The 15,537-nt window shown below is 67.2% G+C and carries 17 protein-coding genes and 1 tRNA gene; 6 read left to right on the top strand and 12 right to left on the bottom strand.

Annotated elements, in window-relative coordinates:
* Positions 1 to 64 precede the first annotated feature (64 nt).
* The 4 genes from ACQG3P_RS02150 to ACQG3P_RS02135 all read right to left on the bottom strand — a co-directional run bounded on the left by ACQG3P_RS02150 (position 65) and on the right by ACQG3P_RS02135 (position 2,771).
* Positions 65 to 847 carry a serine/threonine protein phosphatase gene (locus ACQG3P_RS02150; RefSeq protein WP_426804059.1) on the bottom strand — a complete coding sequence of 261 codons (783 nt, stop codon included), beginning with the start codon at positions 845 to 847 and terminating at the stop codon, positions 65 to 67.
* Between the two features lie 63 nt (positions 848 to 910).
* On the bottom strand, positions 911 to 1,888 hold the full coding sequence (locus tag ACQG3P_RS02145; protein WP_068849631.1) for a beta-ketoacyl-ACP synthase III: 978 nt from the start codon (positions 1,886 to 1,888) through the stop codon (positions 911 to 913).
* 66 nt (positions 1,889 to 1,954) lie between these two features.
* Entirely contained in the window at positions 1,955 to 2,152 is a 198-nt protein-coding gene (gene rpmF, locus ACQG3P_RS02140; protein ID WP_068849629.1) for a 50S ribosomal protein L32, read from the bottom strand.
* A gap of 109 nt (positions 2,153 to 2,261) precedes the next feature.
* A complete protein-coding gene (locus ACQG3P_RS02135) occupies positions 2,262 to 2,771 on the bottom strand; it encodes a YceD family protein (protein WP_068849627.1) in 510 nt (169 codons plus the stop codon).
* A gap of 102 nt (positions 2,772 to 2,873) precedes the next feature.
* On the opposite strand from ACQG3P_RS02135, the gene ACQG3P_RS02130 reads away from it, so the two are divergent.
* A complete protein-coding gene (locus ACQG3P_RS02130) occupies positions 2,874 to 3,446 on the top strand; it encodes a Maf family protein (protein WP_426804058.1) in 573 nt (190 codons plus the stop codon).
* A 15-nt stretch (positions 3,447 to 3,461) separates the two neighbouring features.
* Here ACQG3P_RS02130 and ACQG3P_RS02125 read toward each other — a convergent pair whose 3' ends face one another.
* On the bottom strand, positions 3,462 to 5,303 hold the full coding sequence (locus ACQG3P_RS02125; RefSeq protein ID WP_426804057.1) for an ArnT family glycosyltransferase: 1,842 nt from the start codon (positions 5,301 to 5,303) through the stop codon (positions 3,462 to 3,464).
* 40 nt (positions 5,304 to 5,343) lie between these two features.
* Between ACQG3P_RS02125 and ACQG3P_RS02120 the strand changes: the two genes are divergently transcribed.
* Genes ACQG3P_RS02120 through ACQG3P_RS02105 form a run of 4 tightly spaced genes read left to right on the top strand, consistent with a single transcriptional unit; the run spans position 5,344 to position 9,714 of the window.
* A complete protein-coding gene (locus tag ACQG3P_RS02120) occupies positions 5,344 to 6,297 on the top strand; it encodes an AAA family ATPase (RefSeq protein WP_306989671.1) in 954 nt (317 codons plus the stop codon).
* Positions 6,298 to 6,339: 42 nt separating this feature from the next.
* Positions 6,340 to 7,254 carry a DUF58 domain-containing protein gene (locus tag ACQG3P_RS02115; protein ID WP_426804056.1) on the top strand — a complete coding sequence of 305 codons (915 nt, stop codon included), beginning with the start codon at positions 6,340 to 6,342 and terminating at the stop codon, positions 7,252 to 7,254.
* The gene (locus ACQG3P_RS02110) at positions 7,247 to 9,193 is read left to right on the top strand and encodes a transglutaminase TgpA family protein (protein WP_426804055.1); all 1,947 of its coding nucleotides are present in this window, start codon (positions 7,247 to 7,249) and stop codon (positions 9,191 to 9,193) included. Before ACQG3P_RS02115 ends, ACQG3P_RS02110 begins: the two co-directional genes overlap by 8 nt.
* Entirely contained in the window at positions 9,190 to 9,714 is a 525-nt protein-coding gene (locus ACQG3P_RS02105) for a Slp family lipoprotein (protein WP_068849617.1), read from the top strand. Before ACQG3P_RS02110 ends, ACQG3P_RS02105 begins: the two co-directional genes overlap by 4 nt.
* 30 nt (positions 9,715 to 9,744) lie before the next feature.
* On the opposite strand, the gene ACQG3P_RS02100 is transcribed toward ACQG3P_RS02105, so the two are convergent.
* Genes ACQG3P_RS02100 through dnaX form a run of 4 tightly spaced genes read right to left on the bottom strand, consistent with a single transcriptional unit; the run spans position 9,745 to position 12,966 of the window.
* Entirely contained in the window at positions 9,745 to 10,104 is a 360-nt protein-coding gene (locus ACQG3P_RS02100) for a histidine triad nucleotide-binding protein (RefSeq protein WP_095363679.1), read from the bottom strand.
* Between the two features lie 34 nt (positions 10,105 to 10,138).
* The gene (gene recR, locus ACQG3P_RS02095) at positions 10,139 to 10,735 is read right to left on the bottom strand and encodes a recombination mediator RecR (RefSeq protein WP_426804054.1); all 597 of its coding nucleotides are present in this window, start codon (positions 10,733 to 10,735) and stop codon (positions 10,139 to 10,141) included.
* A gap of 2 nt (positions 10,736 to 10,737) precedes the next feature.
* Positions 10,738 to 11,058, bottom strand: a complete 321-nt coding sequence (locus tag ACQG3P_RS02090) for a YbaB/EbfC family nucleoid-associated protein (protein WP_068849611.1) — start codon at positions 11,056 to 11,058, stop codon at positions 10,738 to 10,740.
* Between the two features lie 6 nt (positions 11,059 to 11,064).
* Positions 11,065 to 12,966 carry a DNA polymerase III subunit gamma/tau gene (dnaX, locus tag ACQG3P_RS02085; protein WP_426804053.1) on the bottom strand — a complete coding sequence of 634 codons (1,902 nt, stop codon included), beginning with the start codon at positions 12,964 to 12,966 and terminating at the stop codon, positions 11,065 to 11,067.
* A gap of 133 nt (positions 12,967 to 13,099) precedes the next feature.
* Between dnaX and ACQG3P_RS02080 the strand changes: the two genes are divergently transcribed.
* A tRNA-Ser gene (locus ACQG3P_RS02080) sits at positions 13,100 to 13,192 on the top strand.
* A 273-nt stretch (positions 13,193 to 13,465) separates the two neighbouring features.
* Here ACQG3P_RS02080 and ACQG3P_RS02075 read toward each other — a convergent pair.
* The 3 genes from ACQG3P_RS02075 to ACQG3P_RS02065 form a co-directional block, all read right to left on the bottom strand.
* Positions 13,466 to 14,209: an NADPH-dependent F420 reductase gene (locus ACQG3P_RS02075; protein WP_426804052.1), complete on the bottom strand. Its 744-nt coding sequence runs from the start codon at positions 14,207 to 14,209 to the stop codon at positions 13,466 to 13,468.
* Between the two features lie 66 nt (positions 14,210 to 14,275).
* Positions 14,276 to 15,010 carry an NADPH-dependent F420 reductase gene (locus tag ACQG3P_RS02070; protein ID WP_426804051.1) on the bottom strand — a complete coding sequence of 245 codons (735 nt, stop codon included), beginning with the start codon at positions 15,008 to 15,010 and terminating at the stop codon, positions 14,276 to 14,278.
* A gap of 25 nt (positions 15,011 to 15,035) precedes the next feature.
* On the bottom strand, positions 15,036 to 15,467 hold the full coding sequence (locus ACQG3P_RS02065) for a MarR family winged helix-turn-helix transcriptional regulator (RefSeq protein ID WP_426804050.1): 432 nt from the start codon (positions 15,465 to 15,467) through the stop codon (positions 15,036 to 15,038).
* Positions 15,468 to 15,537 lie beyond the last annotated feature (70 nt).

Below are 15,537 nucleotides of genomic sequence, written 5' to 3'. Positions count from 1 at the left end.
CTTCGTCTGTACTGGCGCGTATTGACCAGCCCCCGGCAGGTGCCGACCGTTGGTCGGCACGCCCTCAAACAAACAGCTGCAGAATGTCCAGGTCGCCATCGCTGAAGAAATCAAAGCAGATCGCCACCAACATCAACATGCCCAGCGTGGTCGCCCCGTGCACGATCACGATGGCGTGCGCCAGCGCGCGCGCCGAGCGCCCCATCTTCATGCTGTAGCGGGCCAGCCGCTGCAGCCGGCCGGAAATCTCGTGCGCATGCGCCAGCACCGGGGCGTCTTCGCCATCCATGGCCGCGGCCATCAGCGCCTGCAGCTGCTCGGGGCGGTGTTCGTAGTACTTGGCCACGCCATAACCGAACATCAGCCAGTCGCGGGCCTGGGCCTGGGCCAGGTCCATCACTTCCAGCGGATCTTCCTCGAAATCGATGAAGCCGATGGCCCGGCCATCCCAGGTCAGGTTGCGCGGCAGTGGCTGGCCGAAATAGGCGCCCTTGGCATGGGCAGCCACGATGGCCTCCATCGCCGCCGACACCAGTGCGTCGCGGCCGGCATCGTCGGCCTGGCGCAGGCAGGTGTTGAAGGAGCTGCCGTTGTCGCCCAGGACCAGGGAGGCATGGCCGCTGCCGATCACGTGCGGCACGTTCACCCCCTGCGCCTGCAGTTCGGCCAGGCGCCGCGCCTCGGTTTCCCGGGCGGCGTCACCGCCGCGGTGCGGCGGTGGGCGCAGCGCGTCCAGCTGGAAGCGGTTGGCCACGAAATTGAGCAGGCCCAGCGCGACCGCGCGGCTGCTTTCACCGTACTGCTTCAGCCAGGCGCGCTGGCCGTCGATGACAATGGGTTCGACCATGACACACCTCCAGAAATGCAAAACGGCCCCATCGGGGCCGTTTCGTGTGAACCGATTAACGTATTAATAACGCAGCAGCGCCGAACCCCAGGTGAAGCCGCCGCCGAAGGCTTCCAGCAGCAGCAGCTGGCCGCGCTGCACCTTGCCCGAGCGCACCGCCACGTCCAGCGCCATCGGCACCGAAGCGGAGGAGGTGTTGCCGTGCCTGTCCACGGTGACCACGACCTGGTCCATCGACATGTCCAGCCGCTTGGCGGTGGCTTCGATGATGCGCAGGTTGGCCTGGTGCGGAATCAGCCAGTCCAGGTCGGCCTTGGTCATGCCATTGGCGTCGAGGGTTTCATCCACGACCGAGTCCAGCGCCTTGACGGCGTACTTGAACACGTCGTTGCCCTTCATCAGGATCGCGCCGCGGGCCTGCTCGCCTTCGCCGAAGCCGGCCGAGACGCCCACCGGGTTCCACAGCAGCTCTTTCTTGCTGCCATCCGAATGCAGGTGGGTGCTCAGGATGCCGGTGTCTTCGTCGGCCTTGAGCACCACGGCGCCCGCGCCATCACCGAACAGCACGCAGGTGGTGCGGTCGTTCCAGTCGACGATACGGGTCAGGGTTTCCGCACCGATGACCAGCACATGGCGTGCATCACCGGAACGAATGAATTTGTCGGCCACGCCCAGCGCGAACACGAAGCCCGAACAGGCGGCGTTGACGTCGAAGGCAGGGCAGCCGCTCGCACCGAGCTTGGCCTGGATCAGGCACGCGGTGGACGGGAAGATCAGATCGGGGGTGGTGGTTCCCACCACGATCATGTCCAGCTGGGAAGCGTCGATACCGGCTGCTTCCAACGCACGTACCGCGGCGTGGTAGCCGAGGTCGCTGGTGGTTTCCGTGTCGGCGGCGATGTGCCGCTCACGGATACCGGTGCGCGTCTGGATCCACTCATCGCTGGTGTCGACCATTTTCTCCAGATCCTGGTTGGTCAACACTTTTTCGGGCAAGTAACTACCAGTGCCCGCGATCCTCGAGTAGATCCGCTTGCTCATTGCATTTCCTGTAACGGAAGAAAGGGTAAAGGCCGCTGCCCGACCGGGCAGCGGCCCTCACACAGATCAATCTTCTTCGACGGCCGAGTTCGACTTGGTCGTGATCACCTTCTTGCCGCGGTAGAAACCGTCAGCAGTGATGTGATGACGCAGATGCACTTCGCCGGTGGTCGGGTCGGTGGACAGCTGCTTGGCGCTCAGGGCGTCATGCGAACGGCGCTGGCCGCGGCGGGACGGGGTAACACGGGATTTCTGCACAGCCATGGGATTGCTCCAAACTCGGTTCGTTTTTGCTTCGTCGTATCGTCGCGCAGGACGCCAGCGCCCAGCACAGTCTTCGCTTTCGCCGCAGCCGCCGACGACAATCCGGCTGCTATTGTTTCTTCAGCGCCGCCAATGCCGCGAACGGATTGGCCTTGCTCTGTTCTTCTTCGGTCGGTGCCCAGTCCCGGTCCACCGCTTCACCCTCGGGCGACAGCGGCACCACCGGCACGGCCAGGACCAGTTCGTCCTCGACCAGGTCCAGCGGACGCAGGCTGCCGTCTTCGGGCACCAGCATCGCCTCGTACTCTTCCGGCAGCGACGACTCTTCGTCTTCGCTGCGGATCAGGCCGAGCCGCTGCTTGACCGACACCGGCAGCAGGAAGCGCTGCAGGCTGCGCTGACAGATCAGCGGCAGCGCGGTATCGATGGTCAGGTCCACATAGGATACCCGCAGGATGTCGTCGTGGCCGAATTCAAGCGCAAACGTGCACTTGCCCTCGGTATCGGCAACAAGGCCTTGCAGGCGGGTCATTTCTGCCAGTTCTACCTGACCGTCGAAGCACCTTCGTGCTGCGACCATCCGCCAGGCATCCAGCAATTCGGGCACGTTCGCGGACATAAGCCGCTGAATGTTAAGGATGCCGCCGGCGGTTGTCAATTACCCGCGACACGAGGGCGTGCGGTAGAGTGCCGCCCACCCCTGTCACCCCGGTATTGTCGCATGCTTCCCCTGCTGCTGGCCTCCACCTCCCGTTACCGCCGTGAACTGCTGGAACGGCTGGGCCTGCCGCTGGAGACGGCGCGGCCGGCGGTGGACGAGTCCCCGGCGCCGGGCGAAGCGCCGCGTGCGCTGGCCGTCCGGCTGGCGCGGGCCAAGGCCGCCGAGGTGGCCGCCCGCCACCCGGGGCGGTGGGTGATCGGCTCGGACCAGGTCGCGGACCTGAACGGGGCCCCGCTGGGCAAGCCCGGCGATGTGCCCGGGGCGCACGCGCAGCTGGCGGCCATGTCCGGGCAGACGGTGGCCTTCCATACCGCGATCTGCCTGGTCCGCGATGACCAGATGCTGGAGGCCTGCGACCTGACCGAGGTCCGCTTCCGGGCACTGGGCGCGGACGAGATTGCCCGCTACGTGGCGGCCGAGCAGCCGCTGGACTGCGCCGGCAGCTTCAAGTGCGAGGGACTGGGCATCACGTTGTTCGAGGCGATCGACAACCGAGACCCGACCGCGTTGATCGGCCTGCCGCTGATCGCCCTCGGCGGGCTGCTGCGGCAGGCTGGCTACACCCTGCCCTGACGCCGATCCAGGCGATCAGCGTGCCGGAACGATGAAAGATTGTTCCTGCCACTGCTCCACGCTGCCATCGTTGCCATACAGCGTCATGCCCAGCCAATGCTTGCCCGGCGCGAGCTGGCGGGTATCAAGCGTGGCATCGAAGGCCACGTGCGGGTGTTGGGGATCGGTGGAGATCTTCCACGCGGCCGTGATGTCACGCGCGCGGCCGTACACCGCATCGCCTACCGGCTGGCCATCGATCAACAGCGCCACGCGCGACAGCCCTACGCCGTCCTTGAACGCCCACCCGCGCACTTCCATGCGCTCGGCCACTTTCTCATCCTGCAGGGGCGCATCCACCCAGGCCATGGCCGGGGTCACGCAGGGGCCATCGATGCGCTGCGCAGGCAGCTTGAACAGCAGGAAGCGCTGGTAGCCATGGTCCTGGCTGACCACGCGCGGCGGCGGCAACGGCCCCACCTGCGCGCAGATGTCGTGGTAGCGCTCCAGCAGGTCGCGGTAACGCTGGTCACTGGGCGACAGCACCAGCAGCATCGGCGCATCGCGCTGGCCATCGTGCAGCAGGCCCCACAGGCCGAGCTGCGCGGTGCGGCCGTGCTTGTCGTTGAGCGGGTGGCGCAGCACTTCGATGCGTGGATCGCGCAGCTGGAAGCCCAGCTCGGCCCCTACCTTGAAGTTGCCGGCCAGTACGCGCGTGCCCGGCGGCATGCCCGCCAGCTCCTTGCGCACCTCATTGGCCAGCGGCGCCCAGCCGGCAAAATTGCGCGGGTAATACTTGTCGCCGGCCAGCTGCTCGCGAAGGCCCGGACTGGAGGCCACCAGGTAATAGGAGAACGCCAGTGCCAGCCCTGCGCCGGCCAGCCACCAGCCGGTGCGGCGGAGCCAGCGCGGCCAGCCATTGAGCACCACCGGCACCGCCACCAGCAGCGCCAGGTAGCCAGGCAACGGCCAATGGAAGCTGATGCGCTCCACGTCGGTGAAGAAGCCCAATGCGAAGATCGCCAGCGTGGACACCGCACCGACCAGGCCGAAGTAGCGCCACTGCGCACGTGCGCCACCGCCGGAACGGGTGCCGGCCAATGCCACCTTCCACATCGCGATGCACAGGATCGGCGTGACCAGCATCGGCTGGATCACCAGGAACCACAGGCCGCTCCACTGGAATGCCCACGGGTGGCGTTCGACCACCTGGAACTTCAGGCCGGCATCCTGGTTATCGGCATTCCACGCCAGCAGCGGCAGCCAGGCCATCACGCCCACCGCCAGCGCGACCCACACGCGCGGATCACGCAGTGTGCGCCGCCCCTGCGGCAACAGCAGCAGGGCAATGAAACCGACCACGATCACGCCGATGAAGCGGTAATGGCTCAGCGCGCCGATCACCAGCCCCAACGACAGCTTCACCGCCGCCGCCGCATCGACGTTGCGCAGCAGGCGCGCGCCGGCATCCAGGCACAGCACCGCCGCCAGCGCCATCGGTACATCGGGCACGGCCAGCATGCCCAGCGTGGCCGACAGGGGCATCAACACGGTCAGGCTGCCCGCCTGCCAGCCCGCCACCGCGCCAAACCAGCGGGTGGCGATGCGTGAGACCATCCACGGCAGCATCGCGCCGATCGCCAGGAACGGCAGGCGCAGCGCCAGCACGTGGTTGCCGCCCAGCTCCACGCCCAGGCGCGCCAGCCAGGCGGTCAGCCCGGGCAGATCGGAATAGGCGGCGGCCAGGTGCTGGCCTTCCTGCCAATAGAACGCTTCGTCCACGAACAGGGGCAGACGCGCGGCCACCACGAGCTTGACGGCCGTGATGAGCGTCCACAACACCAAAAAAATTGTGCGTGCGCGTTGTTCGCCCTGCATTGCTCTATAGAATCGAAGGAATCATCGACACGAGACGAACATGGATACTTCGCCCCGCGTGCCCGCCATGCTACCCGAAGAACTGCGACAGTCCCTGCGCAACGCGCAGGACCAGGTCAATGGGCTGGTGCTGGGCAAGGCCCATGAAGTCCGCCTGGCATTCGTCGCGCTGCTCTCCGGCGGGCACCTGCTGATCGAGGACCTGCCCGGCCTGGGCAAGACCACGCTGGCCCACGCGCTGGCCTCCAGCCTGGGATTGGGTTTCCAGCGCGTGCAGTTCACCTCGGACCTGCTGCCCGCCGATGTGCTCGGCGTCTCGGTTTATGAGGCGGCCAGTCGCCAGTTCCAGTTCCATCCCGGCCCGGTCTTCACGCATGTGCTGCTGGCCGATGAAATCAACCGCGCGCCGCCGCGCACGCAGAGCGCGCTGCTCGAAGCGATGGCCGAGCAGCAGGTCACCCTTGATGGCGTGACCCATCCACTGCCCGATCCCTTCTTCGTGATCGCCACTCAGAACCCGGTAGATCTTTCGGGCACGTTCCCGCTGCCCGATTCACAGCTGGACCGCTTCCTGCTGCGGCTTGCATTGGGCTATCCCAACCCCGAATCCGAACGCGAGCTGCTGCGCGGCACTGACCGCCGACACCTGATCGCACAGGCCACCGCCTGCCTGGATGACAACCAGGTGCGTGCCCTGCGCGAGGCGGTCAGCCAGGTGCATGCCAGCGAAGCGCTGATCCAATACGTACAGGCACTGCTGGCGCGCAGCCGCCAGCACGCCGGCGTGCGGGTCGGCCTGTCGCCGCGCGCGGGGCTGGCGCTGCTGCGTGCGGCCAAAGCACATGCCCTGCTGCTGGGCCGCACCCACGTGGTGCCCGAAGACGTGCAGACGCTGTTCATCGCGGTGGCCGGACACCGGCTGGTGCCCGAAGCCGAGGCCAGCACCGGACCGGCGCTGGCCCGCGCCATCCTCCAGACCGTTCCGGTGGACTGAGTGCGCAGCGGCTGGGGAGACCGCTGGCGCAGGCTGGTATTGATGGCCCGGCCACGGCAGCCGGAGAGCCTGCCGCGCCGCATGGACCGCCGCCGCATCTACGTGCTGCCGACCCGCTTCGGCCTGTTCGTGGCCCTGTTGCTGGGGACGATGCTGCTGGGCGCGCTGAACTACAACAACAACCCGGCGTTGCTGCTGGCGCTGCTGCTGGCCACGGTGGCCGTTGCCAGCGCGCTCAGCGCGCACCTGCAGTTGTCGGGCCTGCAGATCGATGCGGTGTCGGCCGAACCGGTGGTGGCCGGCGCCACGCTGCGCCTGCGCATCAACCTGTCGCGTGCCGATACCCGCGTGCGTCGCGGCCTGGTGCTGGCGCTGGGCGACAGCCAGGGTTACGGCCACCTGGTGGATACCGACCAGATCGAAGTGGACCTGTTGCTGCCCACCACGCGTCGCGGCTGGCTGGACGTGGACCGCATCCGCATTTCCACCACCCAGCCGCTGGGGCTGGTGCGGGCATGGTCATGGGTGTGGCCAGACACGCCGTTGCTGGTCTACGCCGCGCCCGAGCAGCAGCCACCGCCGCTGCCCGAGGGCGATGGCGACCCGCTGCACACCCGCGTGCATGCCAGTGGCGATGAACTGCACCAGCTGCGCCCCTACCGGCCGGGCGACCCGCAGCGAAGCATTTCCTGGAAGCACTCCGCACGCCGCGACACGCTGCTGGTACGCGAGTACGAGAGGCCGCTGGGCGTGGACGTGCTGCTGGACTGGCGGCAGATGGGTCCGCTGCCGCTGGAAATGAAGATCTCGCGGCTGGCGCGCTGGGTCGACCTGGCCGAACGCGAAGGCCGCCGTTACACGCTGCAGCTCCCCGGCCAACCGCCGCTGGGTCCCGGCCAGGGCAGCAGCCACCACCACCTCTGCCAACGCGCACTGGCGCTGATGCCGCATGGCTGACCCTTCCGCCCCGCTGCTGTCACCCGCCGCCCGCCGCTGGACCCTGGCCAGCGCGGCGCTGGCCCTGGTGCCACTGCTGCTGCAGCTGCCGCCGCTGCTGGCCAGCGTGTTCGCCGTGGCGGCGGTGCTCACCGCACTGGTGTCCGGGCAACGCGTGCTGCCCGGTCCGGTCCGCGTGCTGCTGGTGCTGGGCATGCTGGCCGCGATCTACTGGCAGATGGGCGCCCGCCCGGGCCGCGATACCGGCTGTGCGCTGCTGGCGGCGATGCTGGCACTGAAATCCAGCGAGCTGCGCAGCCTGCGCGATGCGCGCAGCCTGCTGGGCTTTGCGCTGTTCGCCCCGTTCGCTGCGTTCCTGCTCGACCAGGGCCCGCTGACCATGGGCCTGGCGGTACTGGCGGCGCTGGCCACGCTGCTCACCCTGCAGCGCCTGGCCCGCGCGGAAGGGCATGCGCCCGGCGCCGCGTTGGCCGAACAGCTGCGTGGAGTGGGCAAGCTGGTGGCGCTGGGCCTGCCGCTGGCGCTGGCCGCGTTCTGGCTGTTCCCGCGACTGAGCGAGCCGCTGTGGGGGCTGCCGGACCGGGCGGTGGGCAAGCCCGGCCTGTCCGACCACATGGAACCTTCCGAGTGGCTGGACCTGATGGCCGATGACGCCACCGCGCTGCGGGTGAGCTTCATCGGTGCCGCGCCCCCGCCTGAGCAGCGCTACTGGCGCGGGCCGGTGATGACCCGCTTCGACGGTCGGCGCTGGGACCGCGATCCCTACAGCGAGCGACGCCCGCCACCGCCGGTGACCCGCGGCGCGGCGCGCTGGGACTACCAGATCGACTACGAGCCCACCGACCGCCGCCAGCTGGTGGCGCTGGACCTGCCCCTGCAGGCACCGGCCGGCACCACGCTGGATGGCACCTACAGCCTGCGCAGCGATCGCACCCTGTCGGCACTCACCCGTTGGCGGCTGCAGTCGGCCCCGGCGGCGGCGTACACCGAGCCGCTCAGCGCGTTCCAGCGGCAGCTGGCGCTGCAGCTGCCGCCCGACCTCAACCCGCGCACGACGGCATTGGGCCGGCAGTGGCGGCAGGAGGCGGGCAGCAACGATGCCGCCATCGTGGCGCGGGCGCTGGACTGGATCCGCTCGCGCTTCGTCTACACGCTTTCAACGCCGGCACCGGGCCGGCACAGCGTGGACGAGTTCCTGTTCGACCAGCAGGCCGGCTTCTGCCAGCACTTCAGTTCTTCGTTCGTGGTGCTGATGCGCAGCGCCGGCATTCCCGCACGGGTGGTGACCGGCTTTGCCGGCGGCCAGCGCAATCCCTACGGCAACTACTACGTGGTGCGGCGCATGGATGCGCACGCCTGGGCCGAAGTGTGGCTGCCGCAGCGCGGCTGGGTACGGGTGGACCCGACCGCTGCGGTCGCCCCCGAGCGCATCTATGACACGCTGGAAGACCGCCTGGGCGACGGCGCCGGCACCACCCTGGAAGGCCGCTGGCTGCAGCTGGGCCAGGTGGGCGACTTCCTGCGCCGCGGCTGGAACGACCTGGTGCTGTCCTTCGACGCCAACCGCCAGCAGCAGCTGCTGCGTCCCCTTGGCATCGACAAGCTGGAGCCGGCGCAGCTGGTTGGCATTTTCATTGCCTTCGCAGGCGGCGCGCTAGGCTGGATGGCATGGCTGCTGGCCCGAGGGGAGCGCGAGCGCGATCCCCTGCTGCGGGCCTGGCACCGGCTGGGGCGGCGTTACGCGCGGCATGGCCTGGCCCGGGAACCTGCGGAAACCGCCACGGAGTGGGCGCAGCGCGTCCACCGGCAACGTCCCGACCCGGCGTTGATTCCGCTCAGCCAGCGTTTCGTTCACGCGCGCTACGCTGGCGCTGAGCTCGACCCTTCACTCGTGCGTGACCTGCACAGGCATCGCCCGTCCACCGGAGCAACCTCATGAACGTCAAGATCCTGCTTCCCCTTGCCGCGTCGCTGGCGCTGGCCGCCTGTGCCACGGCCCCCAAACCGCTGCAGGGGCAGTTCAGCGTGGTCAGCCCGCGCGATTCGGTCGCCACCCAGCAGGTGGGCACGCCGGTCCGCTGGGGCGGCCGCATCATCGAAACCACCCCGGGCCAGGGCCAGACCTGCTTCCAGCTGCTGTCGCGCCCGCTCAATGGCAGCGGCCGCCCGAACACCAGCTCCAATGACGCCAGCGATGGCCGCTTCGTGGCCTGCCGTGCCGGCTTCTACGATCCGGCCGTGTTCGAGGAAGGCCGCGACGTGACCTTCATCGGCAAGATCGCCGGCTACGAGAACACCCGCATCGGCGATTACGAGTACCGCCTGCCCAAGCTGGAGGCCGACGTGATCTACCTGTGGCCGGAACAGCGCCAGGTGGATGTGGTGCCGGTCTATCCGTATGGCCCGTGGGGCCCGGGTTGGGGTCCCGGCTGGGGCTACCGCGGTTGGGGTTGGTGGTAAAAAAAAATCGCCCTTCGGGGCGATTTTTTTTCATGCACTCGGCGTACCGAAGTGCCCCAACGGCGCGCCGGCCAACAGGTGCAGATGGATATGGAACACCGTCTGCCCTGCGTGCTCGCGGCAGTTCATGACGATGCGGTAGCCATCCTGCGCGAAGCCCTCGCGGCGTGCGTACGCTGCCGCCGCCAGCGCCAGCTTGCCGATTAGGTGCGCCTGCGAGGGCTGCACGTCATCCAGCGTGGGAATGGCTTCGTTCTTGGGAATGAACAGCACGTGCACCGGGGCCTGCGGCGCGATGTCCTTGAACGCCAGCACCTCGTCATCTTCGTAGACGATGGTGGCCGGAATTTCGCGGCGGATGATCTTTCCGAACAGGGTGTCTTCAGACATGGGTCACCTTGAAGGTTGCCGGCAACGCCGGTGGTCAGGTTGCTTCGGTACGGGTGCCGAATGCGTGCGAGAGCGTGCCGCGGTCCACGTATTCCAGCTCGCCACCCAGCGGCAGGCCCTGCGCCAGCCGGCTGGGCCGCACCTTGTGGGCGCGCGCCAGCTGCGCCAGGTAATGCGCGGTGGCCTCGCCTTCGACGGTGGCGCTGGTGGCGATGATCAGCTCCTGCACCTCGCCCTGCCCCAGCCGTGCTTCCAGCTGGTCCAGGCCGAGTTCGCGCGGGCCGACGCCGTCCAGCGGCGACAGCCGCCCCTGCAGCACGAAGTACACGCCGCGGAACCCGGTGGCGGTTTCAATGGCCAGCCGGTCGGCCGGCGATTCCACCGCGCACAGCTGCTGGCGTTCGCGGCTGCCATTGGCGCACACCGCGCAGATTTCGGTTTCGCTGAAATCGCGGCACTGCGCGCAATGGCCGATACGCTCGATCGCCTTGGCCAGGACCTCGGCCAGCTTATTGCCGCCCTCGCGCTCGCGCTCCAGCACGTGGTAGGCCATGCGCTGGGCGGTCTTCTGACCCACCCCGGGCAGTACCCGGAAGGCCTCGATCAGCTGTTCGAGCAGGGGTAGGCTCACGCTTAGAACGGCAGCTTCATGCCGGGCGGCAGCTGCATGCCGGCCGTGGCCGAGCCCATGCGGTTCTTGGATTCGGCATCGATCTTGTTCGAGGCGTCGTTGAAGGCGGCTGCGACCAGGTCTTCGGTCATTTCCGCATCGGACAGGATCGACGGATCGATGCGCACCTTGCGGCACTCCTTGGCGCCGGTCAGGGTCACGCTGACCATGCCGCCGCCGGCAGTGCCGGTGACTTCCAGCTTGGCGAGTTCTTCCTGGGCCTTCTGCAGGTTTTCCTGCATCTTCTGGGCCTGCTGCATCAGTTGGGCGATGTTGCCGCGCATGTCGTGTTACTCATCAAAAGGACGGATGGAATCGGTCACGACCCGGGCGCCATGCTGCTGGATCAGCAGCTGCACCGACGGGTCGGCCATGAAGGCGGTTTCGGCCGCCTGCTGTCGTTCGCCACGCTGGCGGTCGGAACGCTGGTGCAGCGTTTCGGCCTCGGCGTTGCCATGTTCGATCACGATCTTCGGGGTCATCCCGAGCGGGCCCGACAGGGCCTCGGTCAGGGCCGCCAGCGAACGGTCCGAACACAGGTACTCAAATCCGGGCGATACGGCCAGTTTCAAGACGCCGTGCTGGAACCCGATGAAGGCCGCATGTGCGGCCAACTGCCGCGACGGACCATTCAGCTGGCTCTGGGCGACCAGTTCCAGCCAGGTTTCAGCCGAGGCCAGCGCGACCGGACCGGCGTTGCCGGACGCCGGCGACGGGCTGATGGCGATGCCCTGCGGGCGCGGCGCGGGTGCCACCGCCTGGACGGGCGCGGGCGCGCGTACCGGCGGGGCTTCCCACGGCGCGGCCATGGCGGCGTCGGGGCTGGCCAGTTCCACCGCCAACGCTTCATCACGCTCGTCGCTGCCGGCCTGGTGCCACGGCGGCAGGTCGTCTTCGGCGGCGGGTTCCGCTGCCGGCGCAGGCGTCGGTTTCGGCGCGGCCGGGGCGACCACGGGCGCCGCAGGGGCCGCCGGTGCCGAAGCGGCCACAGGCGCGGCGACGGGCGCGGCCACGGCGGCCGGCGCGGCGGCCATGCCACCCTGCGCGGCACCGCGCGAACCGCTTCCCACCTCGGTCCCGGTGCCCGGGTCACGCGGCACCGGCGGCACCGCAGCGGCCGGGCGGAACGCCAACATGCGCAGCACGGCCATTTCAAAGCCGGCGCGCGGGCTGGGCGCCAGGTGCAGGTCGCGGCGGCCACTGAGTGCCATCTGGTACCAGAGCTGCACCACTTCCGGGCGCAGGCGCTGGGCGAAGGCGGCGGCATCGATGCCGTCGCCGTCGGCCTGGGCGCCGGGCACCAGCTGCTGCACCTGGATGCGGTGCAGGGCTTCGGCCAGCGCTTCCAGCACGCCGCTCCAGTCGGGCGAGAATTCGGCCAGCGCGGCCACCACCTGCAGCAGGCGCACGCCATCGCCGTCGGCCAGGGCCTCGAGCATGGCCGCCACCTGGGTGCGGTCCACGGTGCCCAGCATGGTGCGCACCACGTCTTCGCGGAGCGCGCCACCGGCATAGGCGATGGCCTGGTCGAGCAGCGACAGGCCATCACGCAGGCTGCCGTCGGCGGCCTTGGCCAGCTGCACGATCGCAGTCGGGTCCGATTCGATTTCTTCGGCGGCCAGGATGCGGGTCATCTGGCCCTGGATCTGGTCCTCGTCAAGCCGCTTGAGGTTGAACTGCAGGCAGCGCGACAGCACCGTGACCGGCAGCTTCTGCGGGTCGGTGGTGGCCAGCAGGAACTTCACGTGTTCCGGCGGTTCTTCCAGCGTCTTCAGCAGCGCATTGAACGCCGCCTTGGACAGCATGTGCACTTCGTCGATCAGGTAGACCTTGTACTTGCCGCGCGAGGGCATGTACTGGGCGTTCTCGATCACCTCGCGGACATCATCCACGCCGGTGTTGGACGCGGCATCGATTTCCAGCAGGTCGATGTAGCGCCCGGAATCGATATCCAGGCAGGCCGGGCACTGGCCACAGGGATCGGCGCTGGTGCCCTGCTCGCAATTCAGCGATTTGGCGAAAATGCGCGCGATGGTGGTCTTGCCGACCCCTCGGGTGCCGGTAAACAGGAATGCATGGTGCACCCGGCCGCTGTCCAGCGCATTGCTGAGCGCACGGACCACGTGTTCCTGGCCTACCAGCTCGGCAAAACGCTTCGGACGCCACTTGCGGGCAAGGACGAGATAGGACATCAGGCCACCGTCTTCATCGGGACGTCCATTGTGCCACGCCTGTCCAGCCCACCAGCCGGGTGATCGTGGTGCTTGTGCCAATCGCATTCCCCGGCTAGAATCTGCGCCCCTGCAGCGTCAATGCAGCAGGTCCGGAGAGGTGTCCGAGTGGTTGAAGGAGCACGCCTGGAAAGTGTGTAAGCGTCTAAACCGCGCTTCGGGGGTTCGAATCCCCCTCTCTCCGCCAGATTCAGCAAACCCCTGTTTACGCAGGGGTTTTTGCTTTTCTGGGGTGGCCCTCGGCGGGACACAACTCGGGACACATCTCACGATGCGCATCCCACACCATCTTGTTTTTCCCACCTACAGGGCTGGACAGTTCAAAGCACCGCTGGCTGACCCGAGGAAGTTCTACCCCTGACCGCCCAATGCATCAAGCGCCACGCCATTGCAGATGTCTCCTCTCTTTCTTCGTCTTCGACGGGCGTGCCGAAGCGGATTTCGGCATCTCGCGTGCTGCTCACATGAACAATGCCCGGGCGATCCTGACGACTGTCTCCGCGTCGGGGGACGCACGCCCCCCCACCCTTTCGGCGAACACTTGGGCAGAAAGGTCGCGTCTACGTGGCAGGCGCTCGCGCTCGGCCGATGACAACGCCGGACCAAGCTCTTCGTAGCTCAGGTCGGTGATGTAAACCGGAGACCCCGGCTGCTGCCGCCAGGAGCCCGAAAGCGGGCCCGCGTCGAACGCATCGAAGCCGGTGTCCTGCACCAGCGCCATAGCAACCTCACGATCCTGGGGCCGGTCGCCGGCGACGGGCAACGCTACACGCCCTGGTGCCCCTGCCGGCAAGCCTTTCATCTCGAACGACACCATTCCGATGTTGTTCCAAGCCTTGGCTATGGGTCGCCCAAAATACTCTTGGACCCACTCGGTTTCGGCTTTGCCAGCTTCCAGCTCTGGATTGACAGGGTCGCGTCCAGGGAAGTAGTTGGAGATGTCAATCACCACCACGTCCTCGGGAAGGGACGAAATAAGCGCTCGAATCTTCTCGTGTCCCGGGTGAGGCATGGCCAAGACGACGGCGTCAGCGTTGTGCACCGCGTCTTCCACGGTCGCCGCTACAGCACCCGTGCTGAGCACGTCATCATCAATGGTGCCTGGGCCACGAGAGTTGGCGGCATTCACCTGATGCCCGGCCGCAGCGAGCTTGCGGGCAAGCTGCTTGCCCATGAATCCAGTTCCAAGAACGCCGATCTTCATTGTTTGCTTCCTCTATGTCCCCACCTGCGCGTTCGGCCCTCCTTGACGCCGCGTGCAGGCAGGGGCTCACATGTTGAGCGCACGGTGGATTCGAGCAACCGACTCTGCGGTCCATTGGTCCTGACGCTCAGCAAACACCGCAGCGGTGAGTTCGCGGCGCCTGGGAAGGCGCTCTCGCTCCGCAGATGCCAGTGCGGGACCCACCTCGTCGTAGGTCAGGTCGGTGCAGTACACCGGCGCGCTGGGCTGCTGGCGCCAAGATTCGGATAGGGAGCCAGCGTCGAATCCATCGAAGCCGGTGTCGTCCATCAGAGCAATGGCTACTTCACGATCCCGCACCCGATCGCCCGAGACTGGGCCTGCGACGCGCTGAGGATCACCCTTGGGCCGTCCACGCTCGCGCAATGACATCATGAAGATCGTGTTCCAGGCCTTCGTCACAGGCCGCCCAAGAAGGTTTTGAACCCACACGCTTTCGACCTCCCCCGCCTCGATCTCCGGGATAACGACATCCCGGTTCGGGAAATAGTTGGCGGTATCGATCACCACCACCTCGTCTGGCAGAGACGCTATCAAGGGTTTCACGTCTTCGTAGGCGGTGTAAGGCATCGAGAGGATCGCGACGTCGATGTCAGTCATCGCGTCCCCTGGAGCAGTGGCACGCGCGCCGGTTTCCACCGCCTCGGCCGGAATCTCCTCAGGTAGCCGCGAGTGTGCAACCTTTACGTCATGGCCTGCGGCGGCCAGTTTGTTAGCCAACTGCTTGCCGATGTTTCCGGCGCCGAGGATTCCGATTTTCATGATCGTTCGCCCTTTTAATCCAATATCAGTTCGATGCAGGGTGTCCGAGCGCCTCGAGCGTGCGGTGGAGGTCCCTGATACCCTCCTCGGACAGCTGACAGGCAGCCTTGATTTGGCCATTGACCGCGCGGACTTGTGACTCAATCGCGCGGCTTGCGACCGTCAGGTCGACCAACACACGCCGTTCGTCTTTCGCATCCCGGGTGCGGGTCACCAAGCCCGCCGCCTGAAGCCGCTTCAGCAACGGCGTGAGGGTGCCCGTCTCCATTCCCAGCCGGGAGCCAAGCTCGCCAACCGTGCGCGGCGAGCCATCGAGCAAGTCCAGGATCACCAGATACTGCGGGAAGGTGAGCGCAAGTGGCTCCAAAAAAGGCTTGTGCAGACGGACCACGCGGCTGAAGGCGCCATACAGGGCGAACGACAGCTGTGCTCCAACCGACTCAGATTGCGTGGACATTGGTATCACCCAATTGTATTGTGCACGATATTATAGCCAGCAATAGAGGTCAGATGCACGGTCTGTCAGA

Origin of the sequence: Stenotrophomonas sp. SrG, assembly GCF_050031795.1 — a bacterium.
In the GTDB taxonomy this organism is placed as follows: domain Bacteria; phylum Pseudomonadota; class Gammaproteobacteria; order Xanthomonadales; family Xanthomonadaceae; genus Stenotrophomonas; species Stenotrophomonas rhizophila_A.
This window is presented reverse-complemented; position numbering and strand designations above follow the sequence as displayed.